General features: G+C 39.8%; 25 protein-coding genes. 18 read left to right on the forward strand and 7 right to left on the reverse strand.

Annotated elements, in window-relative coordinates; all coding sequences use genetic code 11:
• Window positions 1-183: 183 nt before the first annotated feature.
• Window positions 184-525, forward strand: a complete 342-nt coding sequence (locus tag TZ96_RS04515; protein WP_045763083.1) for a metal-sulfur cluster assembly factor — start codon at window positions 184-186, stop codon at window positions 523-525.
• A 194-nt stretch (window positions 526-719) separates the two neighbouring features.
• Here the strand turns inward: TZ96_RS04515 and TZ96_RS04520 are convergent, their stop codons facing one another.
• Together TZ96_RS04520 and ilvD are read right to left on the reverse strand one after the other, a co-directional pair.
• A complete protein-coding gene (locus TZ96_RS04520) occupies window positions 720-1,088 on the reverse strand; it encodes a glyoxalase (RefSeq protein WP_045763084.1) in 369 nt (122 codons plus the stop codon).
• A 105-nt stretch (window positions 1,089-1,193) separates the two neighbouring features.
• A complete protein-coding gene (ilvD, locus tag TZ96_RS04525; RefSeq protein ID WP_045763108.1) occupies window positions 1,194-2,897 on the reverse strand; it encodes a dihydroxy-acid dehydratase in 1,704 nt (567 codons plus the stop codon).
• A gap of 184 nt (window positions 2,898-3,081) precedes the next feature.
• Here ilvD and TZ96_RS04530 point away from each other — a divergent pair, with 184 nt between their 5' ends.
• The 4 genes from TZ96_RS04530 (at window position 3,082) to rpmG (ending at window position 4,788) form a co-directional block, all read left to right on the forward strand.
• The gene (locus TZ96_RS04530) at window positions 3,082-4,089 is read left to right on the forward strand and encodes an SPFH domain-containing protein (protein ID WP_045763085.1); all 1,008 of its coding nucleotides are present in this window, start codon (window positions 3,082-3,084) and stop codon (window positions 4,087-4,089) included.
• Window positions 4,090-4,091: 2 nt separating this feature from the next.
• On the forward strand, window positions 4,092-4,292 hold the full coding sequence (locus tag TZ96_RS04535; RefSeq protein ID WP_000796543.1) for a PTS ascorbate transporter subunit IIC: 201 nt from the start codon (window positions 4,092-4,094) through the stop codon (window positions 4,290-4,292).
• 148 nt (window positions 4,293-4,440) lie between these two features.
• The gene (gene rpmF / locus TZ96_RS04540; RefSeq protein ID WP_000290417.1) at window positions 4,441-4,623 is read left to right on the forward strand and encodes a 50S ribosomal protein L32; all 183 of its coding nucleotides are present in this window, start codon (window positions 4,441-4,443) and stop codon (window positions 4,621-4,623) included.
• A 15-nt stretch (window positions 4,624-4,638) separates the two neighbouring features.
• A complete protein-coding gene (gene rpmG / locus TZ96_RS04545; RefSeq protein ID WP_001265622.1) occupies window positions 4,639-4,788 on the forward strand; it encodes a 50S ribosomal protein L33 in 150 nt (49 codons plus the stop codon).
• 122 nt (window positions 4,789-4,910) lie between these two features.
• Here the strand turns inward: rpmG and TZ96_RS10970 are convergent, their stop codons facing one another.
• Window positions 4,911-5,039 (reverse strand): FanG protein, encoded by a 129-nt coding sequence (locus TZ96_RS10970; RefSeq protein ID WP_075230464.1) that lies wholly within the window; start codon window positions 5,037-5,039, stop codon window positions 4,911-4,913.
• A gap of 28 nt (window positions 5,040-5,067) precedes the next feature.
• On the opposite strand from TZ96_RS10970, the gene TZ96_RS04550 reads away from it, so the two are divergent.
• The 9 genes from TZ96_RS04550 (at window position 5,068) to TZ96_RS04590 (ending at window position 12,197) form a co-directional block, all read left to right on the forward strand.
• On the forward strand, window positions 5,068-5,682 hold the full coding sequence (locus tag TZ96_RS04550) for a CadD family cadmium resistance transporter (protein ID WP_045763086.1): 615 nt from the start codon (window positions 5,068-5,070) through the stop codon (window positions 5,680-5,682).
• A gap of 11 nt (window positions 5,683-5,693) precedes the next feature.
• Entirely contained in the window at window positions 5,694-6,032 is a 339-nt protein-coding gene (cadX, locus tag TZ96_RS04555) for a Cd(II)/Zn(II)-sensing metalloregulatory transcriptional regulator CadX (RefSeq protein ID WP_000711085.1), read from the forward strand.
• A 480-nt stretch (window positions 6,033-6,512) separates the two neighbouring features.
• Window positions 6,513-6,980, forward strand: a complete 468-nt coding sequence (locus tag TZ96_RS04560; RefSeq protein ID WP_045763087.1) for a DUF1643 domain-containing protein — start codon at window positions 6,513-6,515, stop codon at window positions 6,978-6,980.
• Between the two features lie 245 nt (window positions 6,981-7,225).
• Window positions 7,226-7,840 (forward strand): YesL family protein, encoded by a 615-nt coding sequence (locus tag TZ96_RS04565; protein ID WP_045763088.1) that lies wholly within the window; start codon window positions 7,226-7,228, stop codon window positions 7,838-7,840.
• The gene (locus TZ96_RS04570; protein WP_075230466.1) at window positions 7,818-9,491 is read left to right on the forward strand and encodes a sensor histidine kinase; all 1,674 of its coding nucleotides are present in this window, start codon (window positions 7,818-7,820) and stop codon (window positions 9,489-9,491) included. The genes TZ96_RS04565 and TZ96_RS04570 overlap by 23 nt, the downstream gene beginning before the upstream one ends.
• A 2-nt stretch (window positions 9,492-9,493) precedes the next feature.
• Window positions 9,494-10,780, forward strand: a complete 1,287-nt coding sequence (locus TZ96_RS04575) for a response regulator transcription factor (RefSeq protein ID WP_045763089.1) — start codon at window positions 9,494-9,496, stop codon at window positions 10,778-10,780.
• Window positions 10,781-10,841: 61 nt separating this feature from the next.
• Entirely contained in the window at window positions 10,842-11,375 is a 534-nt protein-coding gene (locus TZ96_RS04580; RefSeq protein WP_000729010.1) for an ABC transporter permease, read from the forward strand.
• A gap of 75 nt (window positions 11,376-11,450) precedes the next feature.
• Window positions 11,451-11,918 (forward strand): class Ib ribonucleoside-diphosphate reductase assembly flavoprotein NrdI, encoded by a 468-nt coding sequence (nrdI, locus tag TZ96_RS04585; protein WP_045763090.1) that lies wholly within the window; start codon window positions 11,451-11,453, stop codon window positions 11,916-11,918.
• A gap of 33 nt (window positions 11,919-11,951) precedes the next feature.
• Window positions 11,952-12,197: a hypothetical protein gene (locus TZ96_RS04590; protein ID WP_241768485.1), complete on the forward strand. Its 246-nt coding sequence runs from the start codon at window positions 11,952-11,954 to the stop codon at window positions 12,195-12,197.
• 36 nt (window positions 12,198-12,233) lie between these two features.
• On the opposite strand, the gene TZ96_RS04595 is transcribed toward TZ96_RS04590, so the two are convergent.
• Window positions 12,234-12,482, reverse strand: coding sequence for a hypothetical protein (locus TZ96_RS04595; protein WP_000084856.1), 249 nt, complete (start codon window positions 12,480-12,482; stop codon window positions 12,234-12,236).
• A gap of 414 nt (window positions 12,483-12,896) precedes the next feature.
• Window positions 12,897-14,588: an arginine--tRNA ligase gene (gene argS / locus TZ96_RS04600; RefSeq protein ID WP_045763091.1), complete on the reverse strand. Its 1,692-nt coding sequence runs from the start codon at window positions 14,586-14,588 to the stop codon at window positions 12,897-12,899.
• A 143-nt stretch (window positions 14,589-14,731) separates the two neighbouring features.
• Between argS and argR the strand changes: the two genes are divergently transcribed.
• Together argR and mutS are read left to right on the forward strand one after the other, a co-directional pair.
• Window positions 14,732-15,178: an arginine repressor gene (argR, locus tag TZ96_RS04605; protein ID WP_001231485.1), complete on the forward strand. Its 447-nt coding sequence runs from the start codon at window positions 14,732-14,734 to the stop codon at window positions 15,176-15,178.
• Between the two features lie 47 nt (window positions 15,179-15,225).
• A complete protein-coding gene (gene mutS, locus TZ96_RS04610) occupies window positions 15,226-17,760 on the forward strand; it encodes a DNA mismatch repair protein MutS (protein WP_045763092.1) in 2,535 nt (844 codons plus the stop codon).
• A 40-nt stretch (window positions 17,761-17,800) separates the two neighbouring features.
• Here mutS and TZ96_RS04615 read toward each other — a convergent pair whose 3' ends face one another.
• Window positions 17,801-18,259 carry a DUF3021 domain-containing protein gene (locus tag TZ96_RS04615; RefSeq protein ID WP_045763093.1) on the reverse strand — a complete coding sequence of 153 codons (459 nt, stop codon included), beginning with the start codon at window positions 18,257-18,259 and terminating at the stop codon, window positions 17,801-17,803.
• Window positions 18,256-18,696, reverse strand: coding sequence for a LytTR family DNA-binding domain-containing protein (locus tag TZ96_RS04620; protein WP_045763094.1), 441 nt, complete (start codon window positions 18,694-18,696; stop codon window positions 18,256-18,258). Before TZ96_RS04620 ends, TZ96_RS04615 begins: the two co-directional genes overlap by 4 nt.
• Window positions 18,697-19,038: 342 nt before the next feature.
• Between TZ96_RS04620 and rpsL the strand changes: the two genes are divergently transcribed.
• Window positions 19,039-19,455 carry a 30S ribosomal protein S12 gene (rpsL, locus tag TZ96_RS04625; RefSeq protein ID WP_001142333.1) on the forward strand — a complete coding sequence of 139 codons (417 nt, stop codon included), beginning with the start codon at window positions 19,039-19,041 and terminating at the stop codon, window positions 19,453-19,455.
• A 19-nt stretch (window positions 19,456-19,474) separates the two neighbouring features.
• Window positions 19,475-19,945 (forward strand): 30S ribosomal protein S7, encoded by a 471-nt coding sequence (gene rpsG, locus TZ96_RS04630; protein WP_000087876.1) that lies wholly within the window; start codon window positions 19,475-19,477, stop codon window positions 19,943-19,945.
• Window positions 19,946-20,224 lie beyond the last annotated feature (279 nt).

The raw sequence follows: 20,224 nt of genomic DNA on the forward strand, positions 1-20,224 counted from the left end.
CTTCTCTCTAACCTATGGCAATATCGTCTTACTCTAGCTTATTAGATTTTTGGGTAGTTTGGCCCAACTATGGCAATCTCTAGGCTTTCGTTTTTATGGCGGATCACGTCTTGATTGGGAAAAACTTGCCAAATTGTCAGAATTATGAGAAAATAGGTGCAGTCAGAAAATGGAGGGAATGCAATGAGAGAAGACATCAAGATTAATGACCGTGCTTTAGCATTAGGAAATCAGATCATTGACAAGCTAGAAAAAGTTTACGATACAGATGTGGAATTAGATGTCTATAATCTTGGCTTGATTTACGAGATTCATTTGGACGAGGCTGGTCTTTGTACAATTGTCATGACCTTCACCGATACAGCCTGTGACTGTGCAGAAAGTTTACCTATTGAAATTGTGGCAGGTCTGAAACAGATTGAAGGAATTGAGGATGTTAGGGTTGAAGTTACCTGGTCACCTGCCTGGAAGATTACACGCATCAGTCGCTATGGACGTATAGCACTTGGACTACCACCGCGCTAAAAAACAAGAGAGAGTGGGACAGGAATCGGTAATTCGTTAGAATTCGATTTCGTAGTCCCACCTCCGCACAGTTGAGTAGGGCTGTAAAAGCTGATGAAATCAGCGTAGTAGAGCCCACTCAACCACTGCGTCTTGCTCGACAATCCAAAGACAATTGAGAGGCTAGGACTTTTGTCCCAGGCTCCTTTTTGTTATTAGATTCCTCTAACTGCAAAATAGTGTCCGCTTGGATTTGCAAAGTTAAAGTTAGGGAAAGGTTGAGTATTGATCGAACTAGTGGTATCAGTCACTGCAGCTAGGCGTTGATGAAGACCGTGAAGATCTGCTGACTCAAAGAGTAGGCTGGGTTTCATATCAACTACCTCCGGTGATACTTGACGAATAAAATCCTTAGCATAGATAGTGAAAGTCAGCGTACTGTCAGCGTGAGGTTTCATCTCAAAAGTTTCAAATTCCATTATTTCTGGTTGATTAAAAATTTCAAATCCAATGGCAGACCAAAAGTCTCTCTCCACTGCTACATCATCCACGTAGAGCATAATTCCTGTATTTTGTGAAAACATCATTTCTCCTTTGTAATCATAGTTAGAGCAAAGATTTTATAACATTCTATGAGAAAATATAAATAACTAGAAAAAGCAGTCATTTAGCGACTGCTTATTTTCTAGTTATTTTTTACCAGATTGTTCCATATTCCAGAAATCTGTAACGGCACCACGTGATGCAGAAGATACGGTATGGGCATACTTACCAAGGACACCACGGCTATAGAGTGGTGGCAAGGTTGTTTCTGCCTTGCGTTTTTCAAGCTCTTCATCGGAAACGTCCATGGAAATTTCTTTCGTATCTTGGTCAACAGTGACGATATCGCCTGTACGGAGATATGCAATCGGTCCACCATCCTGAGCTTCAGGAGCGATATGTCCAACAACTAGTCCATAAGTACCACCAGAGAAGCGTCCGTCTGTCAAGAGGGCAACTTTGTCTCCTTGTCCCTTACCAACGATCATTGATGAAAGTGATAGCATCTCAGGCATACCAGGACCACCCTTAGGTCCAACGAAACGAACAACGACAACATCGCCATCAACGATTTCGTCTGTCAGAACGGCCTGAATCGCATCTTCTTCTGAGTCAAAGACCTTAGCTGGTCCAACGTGACGACGCACTTTAACACCTGATACTTTGGCAACCGCACCGTCAGGAGCAAGATTACCGTTCAAGATGATAAGCGGACCGTCCGCACGTTTTGGATTTTCAAGTGGCATGATAACTTTTTGACCTGGTGTGAGGTCTGCAAAGTCAGCCAAGTTTTCAGCAACAGTCTTACCAGTACATGTGATACGGTCTCCGTGAAGGAAGCCATTTGCCAGCAAATACTTCATAACCGCAGGCACACCACCAACTTCGTAAAGGTCTTGGAAGACATACTGACCAGAAGGTTTCAAATCGGCCAAGTGAGGCACACGTTCTTGGATGGTATTAAAGTCCTCAAGTGACAAGTCAACATTAGCTGCGTGGGCAATAGCAAGCAAGTGAAGAGTGGCATTTGTAGAACCACCTAGAGCCATAGTCACAGTAATGGCATCTTCAAAGGCTTCACGAGTCAAGATATCTGATGGTTTGAGACCGAGCTCCAGCATCTTAACAACAGCACGTCCTGCTGCTTCGATGTCTTCTTTCTTGTCAGCTGATTCAGCTGGGTGAGATGAAGAACCTGGCAAACTCATACCGAGAACTTCGATAGCTGTCGCCATGGTATTAGCAGTATACATACCACCACAACCACCAGGGCCAGGGCAGGCATTACATTCCAGACGTTTCACATCCTCAGCTGTCATATCACCGTGGTTCCACTTACCGATTCCTTCAAATACAGAAACCAAGTCGATGTCTTTGCCATCCAGTTTTCCAGGGGCGATAGTACCACCGTAAGCGAAAATAGCTGGGATATCCATATTGGCAATAGCAATCATAGAACCAGGCATGTTCTTGTCACAGCCACCGATAGCCACAAAGGCATCCACGTTGTGACCACCCATAGCAGCTTCGATAGAATCCGCAATGATATCACGTGACGTTAGAGAGAAGCGCATACCAGGCGTTCCCATGGCAATCCCGTCTGCTACCGTAATGGTTCCAAATTGAACCGGCCAAGCACCAGCAGATTTGACACCTTCTTTTGCAAGCTTACCGAAGTCATGCAAGTGGATATTACATGGTGTATTTTCTGCCCAAGTCGAAATGACTCCCACAATTGGTGTTTCAAAGTCCTTATCTGTCATACCAGTCGCACGAAGCATGGCACGGTTTGGTGATTTAACCATGCTGTCATAAATGCTACTGCGGTGACGTTTATCTAATTCTGTCATTAAGTTCCCTCCCATTTCAGTTTGTTCCATTATAGCACATTTTAAAAGCAATGAACAGAAGAAAATTCTTGAATTTTCAGAAAATTCAATACATTAAAATCCTCTTAAAAAAGATTGCATTTTTTTATTGACATTTAAAATTAAAGTGATATCATTTAGATATCAAAAATAGGAGGTCATTCTGATGACTGAAAAACTAATCAATTCAAAACCAAATGGTGTAGTAGCATTGATACTCATTGAGTTGGCACTCGTACTTGGTGTCTTTATATTTATCATGGGTGCTGGTTCAGAAAACATTTTTGGAATTATTATCGGACTTTTATTAAGCTTAATTGCAGGTCTAGCTCATGCTGGTTTAAAAGTTGTCAAACCTCAGGAAGCACTGGTTTTGACCCTCTTTGGTAACTATACTGGGACCATCAAAGAACCTGGTTTTTACTTTGTCAATCCCTTCAGTATAGCGGTCAACCCTGCAAATCACACTCGACTTGGTCAAAGTGGTGATGTTAGCACGAAATCTCCTTTTTCAGGGATGAAATCATCAAATGGCAATGATGTAAACATTGAAATTGGCAAGAAACAGATTTCTCTCAAAGTTATGACTTTGAGTAATTCTCGTCAAAAGATTAACGATTGTCTGGGAAATCCTGTTGAAATCGGAATCGCGGTAACTTGGAGGGTTGTCGATACAGCCAAAGCAGTCTTCAACGTTGATAACTATAAAGAATATCTGTCATTGCAGTGTGATAGCGCCCTTCGTAATATTGTCCGCATCTATCCTTACGATGTGTCTCCGAATGTGGATACTACAGGTGACGGGCAAGCAGATGAAGGCAGTCTCCGAGGCTCTAGCGAGATTGTAGCTAGTCGCATTCGTGAGGAAATTCAAAGTCGTGTAGAGGACGCTGGCTTGGAAATCCTTGAGGCACGTATTACTTACCTAGCTTATGCACCGGAAATTGCAGCTGTCATGCTTCAACGTCAACAAGCATCAGCCATTATTGATGCACGTAAGATGATTGTTGATGGCGCTGTTGGAATGGTTGAAATGGCACTAGAACGTCTCAATGAAGGAGAATTAGTAGAACTTGACGAAGAACGAAAAGCTGCTATGGTTTCAAATCTCCTAGTCGTTCTCTGTGGCAATCATGATGCACAACCAATTGTCAATACAGGAAGCCTTTATTAGAAATGGCAGAAGCTAAAAAAAAGCAAATCCCCCTTCGACTCTCGAATAAGCTATACGCTGCACTCGCATCATGGGCAGAAGATGACTTTCGATCAGTTAACGGGCAAATTGAATATCTCCTTACAGAATGTGTCAAGCAACGGAAGAAAGACGGGAAATACGTCTCAGAAACCATTGATGAACCCTTCGAAATTGATATTTAATCTATTTTCCTATCCAGAACCTTGGATGGGAAAATTTTTTTATCTTTTTTTGTCAAGTAACTTTACTTTACAAAAAAGTTTTGATATACTATTAAAGTTGATGAAAATCAAACCTAACTGAATTTATATCTTAAAAGGAGAAATCAAAATGGCAGTACCTGCACGTCGCACTTCAAAAGCGAAGAAAAACAAACGTCGTACACACTACAAAGTAACAGCTCCATCTGTAAACTTTGACGAAACTACTGGAGATTACTCACGTTCTCACCGTGTATCACTTAAAGGATACTACAAAGGACGTAAAATCGCTAAAGCTGCATCAGCTGAATAATAGAAGGGAGATACCATGCGCGTAAATATTACACTTGAACACAAAGAATCTGGTGAACGCTTGTACCTTACTTCTAAAAACAAACGTAACACTCCAGACCGTCTTCAATTGAAGAAATACTCACCAAAACTTCGCAAACACGTTGTGTTTACAGAAGTGAAGTAAGCATTCAATACGAATCAATACATAAGAAAAACGCTGATTTCAAGCGTTTTTTCTTTTTTCAATTTCAATACATTTCACTATATTTCAGTCCAATCTCTACCTTTTTTAGATAAATATATCATTTAGATATTGAAATTAAGCCCTGCTATCATTTCGATGGCAGGGCTTTTTAATGTTTGGTACACTACCTTCTTATCTATATTTTGATGGAGCTGAAGTTGACATCTACAAAGTTTAATGTTAAAATACATTCAAAAATATATTTGAATGAGGTGTTTTATGATTCAAAATGTTGTTACTTCAATAATCCTGTATTCTGGGACAGCCGTAGACTTACTTATTATCCTAATGTTATTTTTTGCCAAAAGAAAAAGCAGAAAAGACATCATTAACATCTATTTAGGACAATTTCTAGGCTCTGTTAGTCTAATATTGCTAAGTTTACTTTTTGCATTTGTCTTAAATTATATTCCTAGTAAAGAGATTTTAGGTTTGCTCGGTTTGATTCCAATTTTCCTAGGACTCAAAGTTTTGCTTTTAGGAGATTCTGATGGAGAAGCTATTGCAAAAGATGGTTTGCGCAAAGATGATAAAAACCTGATTTTTCTAGTCGCTATGATTACTTTTGCAAGTTGTGGTGCTGACAATATTGGTGTTTTTGTCCCATATTTTATTACCTTAAATTTAGCGAATTTGATAGTGGCTTTACTTACTTTTCTAGTCATGATTTATCTCTTGGTTTTTTCAGCCCAAAAATTAGCACAAGTCCCTTCTGTTGGAGAAACTTTGGAAAAATATAGCAGATGGTTTATTGCCGTTGTTTATTTAGGATTGGGGATATATATCCTGATTGAAAACAACGTTTTTGACATGCTATGGGCTGTGTTCGGCTAGGAGAAAAAATTATGAAAAAAGATAGTATCTGCCAAGTGAATATTATAAATCAACAAAATGTTACAACCGCAACGAACTACCTTGAAAAGGAAAAAGTCCAAAAATCACTTCGTATTTTATCAAAGTTTACCGATAATAAACAGATAAATATCATCTTTTATCTCCTTGCTGTTGAAGAACTCTGTGTCTGTGATATAGCCTGTTTACTAAATCTCAGTATGGCATCTGCCTCCCACCATCTTCGTAAACTAGCCAATCAAAACATCTTGGATACTAGAAGAGAGGGGAAAATTATATATTATTTTATAAAAGATGAGGAAATCAGAGATTTTTTTAATCAACTAGGATAACAACTATTTTTACTACTTTTCCATGATTATATATAGGACTTATCTATGAAATTTTTTGATGAAAATTACTCACAAGAAAGACCTACTCGTAGCAAATGTTTAAGAAAAAAGTATAATTTAAAGCAAACCGACTTGGACTATAAAGAAATTATTTTCTAAGATATTACCAAGTTTGTTGATGATTTGTTTTACCACTGCTTCAGCTCTATTATATTTAGAGATTTAGAAACTGTAGATAGAAGTGAAGTAAGCATTCAATGCGAATCAATACATAAGGAAAACGCTTATTTTAAGCGTTTTTTCTTTTTTCCAATTTCAATACATTTCACTATAATTCAGTTCAATCTCTACCTTTTTCGTAAGACCTAATCAGATAAGTGGATTGTAATTGGAAAATTTCCTAAATAATCACTTGGCTCTTATCAGTTACTAATACAATTCATTAAATATAGTTTATAATAGAGAAAATGGAGGAAAACTATGGAAAAAGACGCTCTTCTATCTGAAGATAGGAAATATCGCTATTTACTTTCCCGTGCTTGGGATGAAGCAAAACCTACAGTGCTGTTTATTGGTTTGAACCCATCTACGGCTGACGAAGAAACAGATGATCCCACAATTCGCAAGTGTATCAACTACGCCAAATACTGGGGCTATGGAAAAATTCTAATGGCAAATCTTTTTGGTTTCAGAAGTACTGATCCAAAAAATCTTAATCACCAACTAGATCCAGTCGGCCCAGAAAATGATGCTTATATCCTAAAGTCTGCATCTGAAGCAGATTTAATTATTGCTTGCTGGGGAAATCCAGGAAGGCTTCTTGATCGTGATAAAGAAGTTATTTCATTGATACCTAACTTACATTGCTTAAAGAGGAATAAAAACGGAACCCCTCATCACCCACTCTATCTATCCAAAGATATCAAACCATCCCCATACAAAGGATAGATTATAAACTTTCCGAAAAATAAGTGTTTTCTTGAAGAAAAATGTCTGTTGTAACAGAAGTTAAATAAGAGTTAACTTATTTTAAACATCTTAAAACCAATGGTTTCGGCCGTTGGTTTTAATTTTTAGTAACATTATGGTAAAAGGTAGCAAGTTCAACTCTCACTGCCTTTTCTTTCCTCCTATTTTTGAGAGCGCTTGAAATATGTTATAATAGTTCTAGATTATTTTTTAGGAGGCAAACCGTGGGAAATTTTATTGAGCTAGTCTTTCATCGTTTCTTTTTGGGGATGATTGCAACGGCTTATTTTTGGTTATTGACACTAGCAGGAGGTGTGGTTTTTGGTATAGCACCAGCTAGTGCGACTATCATGAGTTTATTCGCAGAACATGGTTATTCTTACCGTGCCTATGGTTTTAAAGAGGCTTGGACTCTTTATAAGAGCAATTTTGTAAAAAGCAATCTCAGTTTCTACACCTTTATGGGACTTGACTTGATCTTGATTTATGGTTTGTATCTCATGATCCAATTGCCGCATCAGACCATTATCCACTTGGCAGCAACCTTTCTAAATATCTTTTTGGTAGCCTTGGTATTTTTGGCTTATACAGTTTCTCTAAAATTACAAGTTTATTTTGACTTATCCTATCAAAATACCTTAAAGCTTGCCTTTATCGGAATTTTTATGAGCTTATCAGCAGTGGCTAAAGTTCTTCTTGGTAGCGTCTTGTTAGCCATTATTGGGTTTTATATGCCTGCCCTCATTATTTTTGTAGGGATTGGTATGTGGCATTTCTTTATTAGTGATTTATTGGAGCCTGTTTATGAAAGCATTCATGAAAAATTGGCGTCCAAATAGAATGAAACAATTTTGGCTTCATTCACTCCTTCGAACCTATACTTGGGTGATGATTGTTATCATTGCTAGTTTTGCTCTGTTGATTTCCTATGTGAACTGGGATAGTCGAGAAAAAGAAGCAAGACAGGTTTCCCAGCGGGTTTTGACTCGGACAGTAAGTGAGGTTGAGTATTATTATCGAGAATCAGCGCGTTCAGCCCAAAGTTTAGTAGATAATCAAGCGCGAATCGAGGGAATTTATAAGTATTTTAGCCTCAGTACACCGGATTATTTCTATTGGCAACTGGAGCGTAAAGCATCACCCTATATTTCTGTATCCATTTATGAAAATATCGATGACCTTTATGTGCGTAATGATTTTGTAACGGGTGTAGCCATTGTCTTGCAAGACTCGACAGAAGTTTATGTTTCGAAGAGGGACAATCGTAGTGGTTACAAGGTTTCTGCAGATGCCTTCAAGCCAGATGCCAATAGTTTCGCCATTCCCGTATCTGATCCAGTATCGGATCAAGCTCTTGGAGTTATTTATGTTTCTGTATCTTCCGATGTTTTTTATAAGGCTATTGACAATACCAGAGGAAATATCCCAATTGCTGTGAGCATAACCTCTCCTTTTGAAACGGAAATGTTTCACCAAGGTGAAAAAAGTGATCGAGAGGAATGGTTGCAAGACGAGACTGCTCATGGTTATCAGGTTCAGGTTGCTGTTCCACGAGGTTATGTCCTGAGTGGCAGTATCTCTAGCTCTGTCTTTATTCTTGCTTTGAGTCTCCTCTTTATCGTTATTTTATATGTAACCTTGAAAAAAACATTTTCGAAGTATCAAACACAGGTTGTTGACCTAGTGGAAACAATCCATGATATTGCGCAAGGGGAGCAGGGAAAAAGAATTGATCTCACGAAAAAAGACCAGGAATTGCTTTTAATCGCTGAGACGACAAATGATATGTTGGACCGATTGGAGAGAAATATCCATGATATTTATCAGCTTGAACTGAGTCAAAAAGATGCCCATATGCGCGCTCTACAAGCTCAGATAAATCCACATTTCATGTACAATACCCTCGAGTTTTTACGGATGTACGCGGTCATGGAGAACCAAAATGAACTAGCGGATATTATCTACGAATTCAGTAGTCTCCTGCGCAACAACATCTCTGATGAACGAGAAACAACATTAAAGCAAGAAGTGGAGTTTTGTCGGAAGTACAGTTATCTCTGTATGGTTCGCTATCCAAAATCCATTGCTTACGGATTTAAGATTGACCCTGGCTTGGAAGAAATGCGCATTCCAAAATTCACCCTCCAACCCTTGGTGGAGAATTATTTTGCTCATGGAGTTGATCATCGACGTACAGATAATGTGATTAGTATCAAGGCCTTGAAAAAAGAAGGTTATGTTGAGATTTTGGTAACCGATAATGGGCGTGGAATGCCTGCCGAAAAATTAGCAGAGATCCAGGATAAATTAGCTCAAAGAACCTTTGAACATACAGTGGATTATAGTGGGAAACGGCAGTCCATTGGGATTGTCAATGTGCATGAGCGCTTTGTGCTCTACTTTGGTGACCGATATGATATCAGTGTAGAATCTGTTGAAAAAGAAGGTGTTCGCTATCGAATTACCATTCAAAATGAAGAGAAAGGATAAAGATGTATAAAGTACTTTTAGTTGACGATGAGTACATGATTACAGAAGGACTCAAACGTTTGATTCCTTTTGACAAGTGGGATATGGAAGTCGTTGCAACAGCCAATCATGCTGACGATGCTCTGGACTACGTTCGAGAACATCCCGTCGATATTGTTATTTCAGATGTCAATATGCCTGACAAGACAGGGCTTGAAATGATTGGGGAGATGAAGGAGTTGTTGCCAAATGCTTACTATATCCTCCTTTCAGGCTACCAAGAATTTGACTATGTCAAAAAAGCCATGAATCTCAATGTCGTTGATTATCTGGTTAAACCGGTCGATAAGGTTGAACTGGAACGCTTGCTTGAAAAGATTGCCAGTCAGCTTGGTGAAAAATCTCATGAGCCAGAAATATTGAGTCAGCAACTCGATGAAGAAGCCTTTAAGACTCATCTCAGCCAAAAAGAAAACTGGTGGATTGGACTTTCCAAGGAAAAACAAGGGAATTTTGTCATTCCTTACTACGTTCTAGGTCAAGATTGGCAGATCGTCCTTGCTGATCAGGAATTTGAGGGCTTGTTGATCATGCCTTTTGAAGCACCTTATCAAGTCAACTTTGATAAATGGAAATTTAATGTAGAAAAGGCACTCTTCTATGGAACTGTTAATTTAGATCAGTCTGAAAGTCTCTTTTCTTACTATGAACCCATCTATCGAGTGATTATCCAGGGGAATCTCCAGCAGATTATCGAGGAGTTGACCTTACTTGAGAAGATTGTTCTTGAAAATACACCGAGAGTCTCTATCACTAAGCAGCTCTTTACTCAGTTTGTTATGGATGTTTTCCATCTTTTTGAGCATTTGAAGGCAGACGACATGACAGATATTGTCAAGAACATCCATGCCATTACAACTTTTGAGGACTTAGTCGCTTATACCAAGGAAACCTTGACATCTTTCTTTGGCCAATACCGCATGAATGAAAATGTAGTTAGTGTGCTTGAAGTCATTGGTAGAGACTACAAAAAAGAACTTTCCCTCAAGGATATCAGCAAGGATCTCTTTATCAATCCCGTTTATTTGGGCCAGCTAATCAAGAAGGAAACCAATTCAACCTTTGCGGAGCTTCTCAATAAGCAACGCATTAAGGCTGCCCAGCAGCTCTTGCTATCTACTAATGATAGTATCGAGGATATCTGTTATACAGTTGGTTACAGTAATGTTGGTTATTTCTATAAGGTCTTTCGAAAACTATGTGGGAAGTCTCCCAAAGCCTACCGTAAACAGGTGGAAGCAAACTTGTAGGATTTGTTTTGCTTGTTAAAATATGCTATAATAAACTAAAAAACATAAGGGGGTTGCTTTGATGAAAAAGAAACCAATCTATCTATGGGTATTACTGATTTTTTCAGCCTTACTCTCAGCAATGTCGCTATTTGGAATCATATCTCCAGTACCTACTGCGGAGGGTATGAGCAATCTAGAAACATCAGCATCAGGTGTTAATGCTACTTATGCTAAGGAGCTCGTTGATTACACCATTAAGGTATCGGAACATGGTCATTCTGTCTTCAGCATTCTCTTGGTTGTCTTATCTGTTATTCTAGTTGTTGTGGCTTTGGTTTTCCTTATTCGTAAAAACCTTCAATTGGCTAACTACACTTATCTTGCTTATGTCTTCGTTGCCATCGTTGGTTCTATCTACAACTTTATCGGCGTTCAGGATGCGGTTTCACTTTTTACAGATCCTAACATCCGTATGGGAGCGGAGCTTGGTGCCAAAGGTTCAGCCATTTTTGGGATCGTACTCAATGTTATCTTCCTAGCAATCGTCTTCTATAAAATGTGGCGTCAGCAAAAAGAATTAACAGAAGCTCAAGAAGAGGAAGAACTGGCCTAAGAGTTGACAAAGGATAACTATCAAGATACAATCTTGGTAGTTATTTTTTTGAATTCAAAAAAGAAGGAGGAGAGCATGAAAAAAATTTCCTTAGTCTATATCAGTCTGAGTGGAAATACTGAAAGTTTCGTCACACGTCTGAAGGCATACCTTTTAGAACAGTATGGGAACATTGAAGTGGAAAAGATCCATATTAAAGATTTGGTCAAGGAGGGAGAGACTTTCTTTGAGATGACCAATCCATATGTCGCTTTCCTACCGACTTATCTAGAAGGTGGCAATGGAGTTGACAATGGTGATGTGGAGATTTTGACCACTCCAGTAGGGGACTTTATCGCTTACGGTGACAATGCCAGCAAGTGTTTTGGTGTCGTAGGATCAGGCAATCGTAACTTCAACAACCAATACTGTTTGACGGCTAAACAATACAGCCAACGCTTCGGTTTCCCCGTTCTAGCTGACTTTGAGATGCGTGGAATGCTGGGAGATATCAAGAAGGTCGCAGGGATTATTGCGGAACTCTATGAATTAGAAGCTTTGTAAGAGGTCAGATTTTCTGAGGAAGAGTTTTATTCCATGAATAAAGGATTTACTTCAAAGGGAATAGTCGAAATGAGTAAATTACAGAGATCATTTTTAAAGTATATAAAACGCAAACCAAGCTTCAAGGAAATTATGCTTTGCAGTGCCTTGCTACTCTTAGCGATTGCTCTGTTGCAGTTCTCCGAAAAATTTCTTGATGAAAGTTTGTCAGCATACGGAACCATGGCATCACTAGGGATTGTTATATTGGTGGGAATTTTAGTTCTCAGAAAAAAATAGAAAAGGACTCGAGAAATACTATCTCGAATCCTTTTTTTATTTTCTGATGTCTTCAACAATTTCCTTTGAAATCATGATTCCCAAACGATATCCTTTATTGATGTAGTCGATGACATCGTTAATGTTTTCTGTTGTTTGAATCTTTTCCTTGATAGTAGCGCGAAAAGATTCATCCTTTAACAGCTGTTCTTGTAGAAGTCTTTGTAGTTTTTCCTTTTCGTATTTGTTGATGAGAAAAAGAGCGACAAGACTGATGACAACTAAAATATAAGCATATTGGCTCATAAAATCTCTCCCTAAGTGATAAAGAAGTTAATAGCAAGAGAAAAGCGAAAAAGATTTTTCGCTTTTCAAGTAATGACAATATAGAAATTAGGCAAGTGATCGCTAATCTAAAATAGTAGATGTAATGCACTCCGCCCCTAGTACCAAATAAAAGTCCGTAGAGGTTTAGGATTGGTTGCTTAAGTCGCTTTGCAATTAAATAACTTCAGAATCACGACATTCATTCAACCAAATCGATATTATTTGGTTAGGTGAATTAGTGAAGCGTTTAGGCAAATCGCCTCATTTACGACGTCGTGGTCCCCTAAATCGATTATATTTAGGGGCCATGACTAGTGAAGCAGTTAGCTAGTCCGCATAAAAGCGGCTAGCGTCTAACAATTAGGAACTTTAGTTCCAATTGTTAGTACTGAATCACATCTTCTCTGGTGCTTCTACACCCAACAAACGAAGGGCTTCTTTGAGGACAACTGCTGTTGCATAGCTGAGGGCTAAACGACTGTCGCGTTCTGGACTTTCATCCAAGATACGAGTGTGGGCATAGTATTTGTTAAAGGCTTGGGCTAAGCTAATTGCAAATTTAGCAATGATAGAAGGTTCAAAGTTATCCGCCGCACGGTTGATAATACGTGGGAAATCTTGTATGAGTTTAATGATTTCCCAACTTTCAGCGTCGTTCAAGCTATAGTTGGCATCTGCTTCAGGTTTGAAATCCGCTTTGCGCAAGATGGATTGGATACGAGCATAGGCGTATTGAACATAAGGACCAGTCTCGCCTTCAAAGGATACCATAGCTTCAAGGTCGAAGTCGTATCCATTTGTACGGTCAGTTTTAAGGTCATAGAATTTAATGGCTCCAACTCCAACAGCATGAGCAACCTGGTCTTTATTTTCAAGTTCCGGATTTTTGGCTTCAATTTGCGCTTTGGCACGGCTGATGGCTTCTGCGACAGTAGGTTCTAGTAAGATAACATTCCCTTTACGAGTAGAGAGTTTCTTGCCTTCTTTTGTTACCAATCCAAAAGGAACATGGACAATATCTTGACTCCAATCGTAACCCATCTCTTGCAAGACAGCCTTGAGTTGTTTAAAGTGAGCAGATTGTTCTTGACCAACGACATAGATCGATTTAGTAAATTGATATTCGTTTTTACGGTAAAGGGCAGCGGCCAAGTCACGTGTGATGTAGAGAGTTGCACCGTCAGATTTCTTGATAAGAGCTGGGTGTTCAATTCCATATTTTTCAAGATTAACAACTTGGGCTCCTTCTGACTCAACAAGAAGTCCTTTTTCAGAAAGGATATCTACAACTGCATCCATCTTGTCATTGTAAAAGGCTTCCCCGTTGTAGCTGTCGAATTCAACCTTCAATTCATTGTAAAGGCGGTTAAATTCCACCAAACTTTCATCACGGAACCATTGCCAAAGTGCGAGAGCTTCCTCATCTCCATTTTCAAGTTTACGGAACCATTCGCGTGCTTCTTCATCCAGGCTAGGGTCATTTTCAGCTTCAGCATTGATGCGAACGTAGAGTTTAAGAAGTTCATCAATCGGATGAGCTTTTACAGCTTCTTCGTCGCCCCATTTTTTGTAGGCAACGATCAGCATCCCAAACTGTTTACCCCAGTCTCCTAAATGGTTGACCTTGACTGTTCGATAACCGATTTTTTGGAAAATATGTGACAAGCTATCTCCGATAACAGTTGAGCGCAGGTGACCAATAGAGAATGGTTTAGCAATATTGGGACTAGACATGTCGATAACAACATTTTCTTGTTTACCAATATTTTGGTCAGCATAGTGTTCTTTTTCAGTGATAACAGCTTGTAATACTTGAGCAGAAATGGCATTTTTATCAAGGAAGAAGTTAACATAAGGTCCAGTAGCGACGACTTTTTCAAAGGCTTGGCTATTGATTTTTTCAGCGATATCTGCCGCGATCATTTGTGGAGCTTTTCTCTCAACTTTTGCTAGAGTAAAGGCAGGGAAGGCGATGTCTCCCATGTCAGAGTTTTTGGGTTGTTCTAGTAAATTTAAAATAGCCTCTTGATCCAGGCTGTCAATGACACTAGCCAATTCGCTAGCAATCAATTGTTTTGTATTCATTATAAACTCCTTTGGACTTTTCTTCTATTTTATCACAATTTTGAGGAATGATAAGAATTTTTTTGAAATATTCGGTTTTTTTGGTATAATGTTCTTAATTAAATAGTTGTAAAATGTTATAAATATTCACTCGAGAGGATGTTATGAGAAAAAGAGAACGCCATCAGTTAATCAAACAAATGATCACTGAGGAAAAATTAGGAACTCAAAAGGAGATTCAAGATCGTTTGGAAGCACGCAATGTTTTTGTAACGCAAACGACATTGTCGCGTGACCTTCGCGAACTGGGCTTGACCAAGGTTAAGAAAAATGATAAGGTCTACTACGTACTAGCAAATGAGACAGAGAAGATTGACCTGGTTGAGTTTTTATCCCATCATTTGGAAGGTGTAGCAAGAGCTGAGTTTACCTTAGTTTTGCACACAAAATTGGGTGAAGCCGCAGTTTTAGCCAATGTTGTCGATGCCAACAAGGATGAATGGATTTTAGGGACAGTTGCTGGTGCCAATACCCTATTGGTGATTTGCCGAGATCAGCATGTCGCTAAACTCATGGAAGATCGTTTGTTAGATTTGATGAAGGATAGATAAGGTCTTGGGAGTCTCTCTCAAGACTATTTTTAACAAGGAGAGAATGGATGACGACAGAAAAATTATCACCAGGCATGCAACAGTATGTGGATATCAAAAAACAATATCCAGATGCTTTTTTGCTCTTTCGTATGGGTGATTTTTATGAGTTATTTTACGAAGATGCAGTCAATGCTGCCCAGATACTAGAAATTTCACTAACCAGTCGCAATAAGAATGCTGAAAATCCTATTCCCATGGCTGGAGTTCCCTATCATTCAGCGCAACAGTATATTGATGTCCTAGTTGAGCGTGGCTACAAGGTTGCCATTGCTGAGCAGATGGAGGATCCTAAGCAGGCAGTAGGGGTTGTTAAGCGTGAGGTTGTGCAGGTGATTACACCAGGTACAGTCGTTGATAGTAGTAAACCAGATAGCCAAAACAACTTTTTGGTGGCCATCGACCGTGACGGTCAGCAATTTGGTTTGGCCTATATGGATCTAGTGACGGGTGATTTCTATGTGACAGGTTTATTGGATTTTACCCTGGTCTGTGGTGAAATTCGAAATCTTAAGGCAAGAGAAGTCGTCATCGGCTATGCCTTAACTGAAGAGGAAGAACAGATTCTCAGACGTCAAATGAATTTGGTACTTTCCTATGAGCAAGAATCATTTGAAGACATCCATCTACTGGATCCACGCTTGGCACCTGTTGAACAGGCTGCCAGCAGTAAGCTTCTCCAGTATGTCCATCGGACTCAGATGAGAGAACTCAACCACTTGAAGCCAGTTGTTCGCTATGAAATTAAGGATTTTTTGCAGATGGATTATGCGACCAAGGCTAGTTTAGATCTAGTAGAAAATGCTCGTTCTGGCAAGAAACAAGGGAGTCTTTTCTGGTTGTTAGATGAAACCAAGACTGCCATGGGGATGCGTCTCCTACGCTCTTGGATCCATCGTCCCTTGATTGATAAGGAACGTATCCTTGAACGTCAGGAGGTTGTGCAAGTCTTTCTGGATTATTTCTTTGAACGTAGTGATTTGACGGAAAGCCTCAAGGGAGTCTACGATATCGAACGCCTGGCAAGTCGAGTCTCTTTTGGGAAAAGCAATCCTAAAGACCTCTTGCAGCTAGCGACTACCTTGGGGAGCGTTCCTCGGATTCGCGCAATCTTGGAGGGAATGCAGCAACCAGCGCTTGCCTATCTGATTGAACAACTAGATGCTATCCCTGAGTTGGAAAGTTTGATTAGCGCAGCCATTGCTCCTGAGGCTCCTCACGTGATTACCGAAGGTGGTATTATTCGAACGGGCTTTGATGAGACCTTAGACAAGTATCGTCGGGTACTGAGAGAAGGAACTAGCTGGATTGCTGAAATTGAAGCCAAGGAAAGAGAAAACTCTGGCATCAGCACGCTCAAGATTGATTACAATAAAAAGGATGGCTACTATTTCCATGTCACAAACTCGCAGCTAGGTAATGTACCAGCCCACTTTTTCCGTAAGGCTACGCTAAAAAATTCAGAGCGTTTTGGGACAGAGGAGCTGGCGCGTATCGAGGGAGAAATGCTAGAGGCGCGTGAGAAGTCAGCCAGCCTTGAATATGAAATCTTTATGCGTATCCGTGAAGAAGTTGGTAAGTATATTCAACGTCTACAAGCCCTGGCCCAAGGAATCGCTACTGTCGATGTCTTACAAGGACTAGCGGTAGTAGCAGAAAATCAGCACTTGATCCGTCCAGAGTTTGGTCAGGATTCGCGAATTGACATTCAAAAAGGTCGTCACGCTGTCGTTGAGAAGGTCATGGGAGCCCAAACCTATATTCCCAATAGTATCCAAATGGGTGAAGATGCTAGCATCCAGCTGATTACAGGGCCTAATATGAGCGGGAAGTCAACCTATATGCGTCAGCTAGCTATGACAGCAGTCATGGCCCAGATAGGGTCTTATGTGCCGGCAGAACGTGCTCACTTGCCAATCTTTGATGCAATTTTTACCCGTATCGGGGCAGCAGATGACTTGGTTTCAGGCCAATCTACCTTTATGGTCGAGATGATGGAAGCTAATAATGCCATTTCTCATGCGACTGAGCATTCTCTCATTCTTTTTGATGAGCTAGGCCGTGGAACCGCAACTTATGATGGTATGGCTCTAGCCCAGTCTATTATCGAGTACATCCATGAGCATATCGGAGCCAAGACTCTTTTTGCGACTCACTACCATGAATTAACCAGCCTGGAAGCTAGTCTTGAACATCTAGTTAATGTTCACGTGGCTACGCTAGAGCAAAACGGCCAGGTTACCTTCCTTCATAAGATTGAACCAGGTCCAGCAGACAAATCGTACGGTATTCATGTTGCTAAGATTGCAGGTTTACCAGCAGACTTACTAGCAAGGGCAGATGCGATTTTAACTCAATTAGAGAGCCAGGGAACAGAGAGTCCTGCTCCAATGAGACAAACGAATACAGTCTCTGAACAAATTTCCCTATTTGACTCGGCGGAAGAAAATCCTATTCTAGCAGAATTGGCTAAAGTAGATGTGTACAATATGACACCGATGCAAGCTATGAATCTTTTGTTAGAATGGAAGCAAAAATTATAAGTCAAAACCCACTCAAAAGACTGAGTGGGTTTCTGTTGTATTATTTTTTCTGAGCCAATAGTTGGTTGATGTGGGCAACCTTCTTTGATTCTCTTTTATAAAGAATCGTCCAGATGATGAGGTAGACGATTGCAAACTCTGGGATGAGCTGAAGGATGAAAGTCCAGTGAAGAGGGAACCAACCGGCTAGGATTGCTAGAGGAACAAAACCTAGCAACATAAGGAAGAAGTGAGTGACAGTAGCTCGAAGGAGGCTCCAGTCTTGGGCAAAGAGACGACCTCCAAAACTAAAGAGAACACCGATAGCTGCCCAGATAATCAGACAGTAAAGTAAGACGAGTGATCCATGCACCTGATGTTGGGTCATGAATTGGCCAATCAAAGAGTTGGGGCTAAGTGGTGCATAGTTGCTTGGCGAATAGATGAAAGAAAAGATAATGGATAGGATGAGGCCGATGAGGATACCAGTTGTGGCATCGTGGAAAATTTGTTTTTTCATAGTTCTAATTTCTCCTTAATAGCTTTGAGGTAACGGCGAGATGAGTAAGTGAAACTGTCGTTTTTAAGATAGATTTCAATCAAGCCGTTAGAGGTTAGTTTTAGATGACTGATAGCATCAATGTTGACAATTTCCGATTGGGAAATTTGGATAAAGGAAATAGGTAGAATTTCACTCGCTTGGTAAAGGCGAATGTCTAGAGTGTAGGTTCGACCATCAGTTTCAGCTAAGACTTTGCGATTTTCAATATATATACGTTGAATCTTACTAATCTGAATCAAGTAGACCTGGTCTTGGAATTTTCCTTTAAGCGTTTCTTTTTGATCCAGTGATTGAACAAATCCTTGAACTTTTTGAACTCTAGTGGACAAAGATGGTGCCTCTATGATGATTTGTTCTTCTGCATATTGTTGATCAATGTCAAGTCTGACTTTCATATTTTCTCCTTTGTAAAATTGTAATAGAGATCTCTTATTTACAAATCTATTAAACACCATTTTCTTGGCAATTACAAGAAGCTTTGTCTATGTGGTCGGTTGAAGAGCCTATCTGGTAGGTGACCGTTTTCATAGAATTTTTAGAGTAAAGAAGTCAAAAAATAAGAAGAAATATATTGACAAAAATAGAAAAAACGTGGTACAATAATAGACGGTACTTTTTACTTTTGGTCTCTCAAGAGTGTACAGGGACGTGCTGACAAATGTTGCAAAAGTACACACAGATGATAGCTGTCACCAAGTGTATCATCACCAAAAATAAAAAAACACAGGAGAATGTAGATGCCTACAATTAACCAATTGGTTCGCAAACCGCGTAAATCAAAAGTAGAAAAATCTAAATCACCAGCTTTGAACGTTGGTTACAACAGTCATAAAAAAGTTCAAACAAACGTTTCTTCACCACAAAAACGTGGTGTTGCAACTCGTGTTGGAACAATGACACCTAAAAAACCTAACTCTGCCCTTCGTAAATTTGCTCGTGTACGTTTGAGCAACCTTATCGAAGTTACTGCCTACATCCCAGGTATCGGACACAACTTGCAAGAGCACAGCGTGGTGCTTCTTCGCGGTGGACGTGTAAAAGACCTTCCAGGGGTACGTTACCATATCGTCCGTGGTGCACTTGATACTGCAGGTGTTAACGATCGTAAACAAGGCCGTTCTAAATACGGTACTAAACGTCCGAAAAAAGCATAAGGAAAGGGGATAAAGAGAAATGAGTCGTAAAAATAGAGCTCCAAAACGTGACGTATTGCCAGATCCGCTTTACAATTCACAATTAGTTACTCGTCTTATCAACCGCGTTATGCTTGACGGTAAACGTGGTACAGCTGCTTCAATCGTTTACGGTGCTTTTGAACAAATCAAAGAAGTTACTGGTAACGATGCACTTGAAGTATTTGAAACAGCTATGGAAAACATCATGCCTGTACTTGAAGTACGTGCACGTCGTGTTGGTGGTTCTAACTACCAAGTCCCAGTTGAAGTTCGTCCAGAACGTCGTACAACACTTGGACTTCGTTGGTTGGTAACAATCGCTCGCCTTCGTGGTGAACACACAATGCAAGACCGTCTTGCAAAAGAAATCTTGGATGCTGCTAACAACACTGGTGCAGCAGTTAAGAAACGTGAAGACACTCACCGTATGGCTGAAGCTAACCGTGCCTTCGCACACTTCCGTTGGTAAAATCATGATGCTAGGAACGGCAAGGATGCAAAGTGAAAATAGGAAACTAACGCAGTATTCGATGAATACAAGGAAGTTTATCTTTTTCACACAGCATCCCGTTCCGGCTCAAATCGGCTAATTAACTTTAGCCCGGGTTCAATTTAGCTCGGTCAGCTCTTAGCTATAACTCAACTTACCATTTCGTAAGTTGAAACCAACAATAACAAGATAAACATTGAGAACGGGTAGGTCCTGCCTATCCGTTTTTATTAAATCGTGTTATAATAGAATAGAAAT

It is taken from the genome of Streptococcus infantis (assembly GCF_000963255.1).
Classification (GTDB): Bacteria; Bacillota; Bacilli; order Lactobacillales; family Streptococcaceae; genus Streptococcus; species Streptococcus nidrosiense.

Excerpts from the sequence above, each read along its gene's own strand:
- TZ96_RS04620 (WP_045763094.1), bottom strand. The coding sequence starts at position 18,696 with ATGAAAGTCAGACTTGACATTGATCAACAATATGCAGAAGAACAAATC.
- rpmG (WP_001265622.1), top strand. The coding sequence starts at position 4,639 with ATGCGCGTAAATATTACACTTGAACACAAAGAATCTGGTGAACGCTTG.
- TZ96_RS04560 (WP_045763087.1), top strand. The coding sequence starts at position 6,513 with ATGGAAAAAGACGCTCTTCTATCTGAAGATAGGAAATATCGCTATTTA.
- cadX (WP_000711085.1), top strand. The coding sequence starts at position 5,694 with ATGAAAAAAGATAGTATCTGCCAAGTGAATATTATAAATCAACAAAAT.
- rpmF (WP_000290417.1), top strand. The coding sequence starts at position 4,441 with ATGGCAGTACCTGCACGTCGCACTTCAAAAGCGAAGAAAAACAAACGT.
- TZ96_RS04520 (WP_045763084.1), bottom strand. The coding sequence starts at position 1,088 with ATGTTTTCACAAAATACAGGAATTATGCTCTACGTGGATGATGTAGCA.
- rpsL (WP_001142333.1), top strand. The coding sequence starts at position 19,039 with ATGCCTACAATTAACCAATTGGTTCGCAAACCGCGTAAATCAAAAGTA.
- TZ96_RS04550 (WP_045763086.1), top strand. The coding sequence starts at position 5,068 with ATGATTCAAAATGTTGTTACTTCAATAATCCTGTATTCTGGGACAGCC.
- argS (WP_045763091.1), bottom strand. The coding sequence starts at position 14,588 with ATGAATACAAAACAATTGATTGCTAGCGAATTGGCTAGTGTCATTGAC.
- TZ96_RS04535 (WP_000796543.1), top strand. The coding sequence starts at position 4,092 with ATGGCAGAAGCTAAAAAAAAGCAAATCCCCCTTCGACTCTCGAATAAG.
- ilvD (WP_045763108.1), bottom strand. The coding sequence starts at position 2,897 with ATGACAGAATTAGATAAACGTCACCGCAGTAGCATTTATGACAGCATG.
- mutS (WP_045763092.1), top strand. The coding sequence starts at position 15,226 with ATGACGACAGAAAAATTATCACCAGGCATGCAACAGTATGTGGATATC.
- TZ96_RS04595 (WP_000084856.1), bottom strand. The coding sequence starts at position 12,482 with ATGAGCCAATATGCTTATATTTTAGTTGTCATCAGTCTTGTCGCTCTT.
- TZ96_RS04575 (WP_045763089.1), top strand. The coding sequence starts at position 9,494 with ATGTATAAAGTACTTTTAGTTGACGATGAGTACATGATTACAGAAGGA.
- TZ96_RS04590 (WP_241768485.1), top strand. The coding sequence starts at position 11,952 with ATGAATAAAGGATTTACTTCAAAGGGAATAGTCGAAATGAGTAAATTA.
- argR (WP_001231485.1), top strand. The coding sequence starts at position 14,732 with ATGAGAAAAAGAGAACGCCATCAGTTAATCAAACAAATGATCACTGAG.
- rpsG (WP_000087876.1), top strand. The coding sequence starts at position 19,475 with ATGAGTCGTAAAAATAGAGCTCCAAAACGTGACGTATTGCCAGATCCG.
- TZ96_RS04530 (WP_045763085.1), top strand. The coding sequence starts at position 3,082 with ATGACTGAAAAACTAATCAATTCAAAACCAAATGGTGTAGTAGCATTG.
- TZ96_RS04615 (WP_045763093.1), bottom strand. The coding sequence starts at position 18,259 with ATGAAAAAACAAATTTTCCACGATGCCACAACTGGTATCCTCATCGGC.
- TZ96_RS04515 (WP_045763083.1), top strand. The coding sequence starts at position 184 with ATGAGAGAAGACATCAAGATTAATGACCGTGCTTTAGCATTAGGAAAT.
- TZ96_RS04580 (WP_000729010.1), top strand. The coding sequence starts at position 10,842 with ATGAAAAAGAAACCAATCTATCTATGGGTATTACTGATTTTTTCAGCC.
- nrdI (WP_045763090.1), top strand. The coding sequence starts at position 11,451 with ATGAAAAAAATTTCCTTAGTCTATATCAGTCTGAGTGGAAATACTGAA.
- TZ96_RS04570 (WP_075230466.1), top strand. The coding sequence starts at position 7,818 with ATGAAAAATTGGCGTCCAAATAGAATGAAACAATTTTGGCTTCATTCA.
- TZ96_RS10970 (WP_075230464.1), bottom strand. The coding sequence starts at position 5,039 with ATGTATTTTAACATTAAACTTTGTAGATGTCAACTTCAGCTCCATCAA.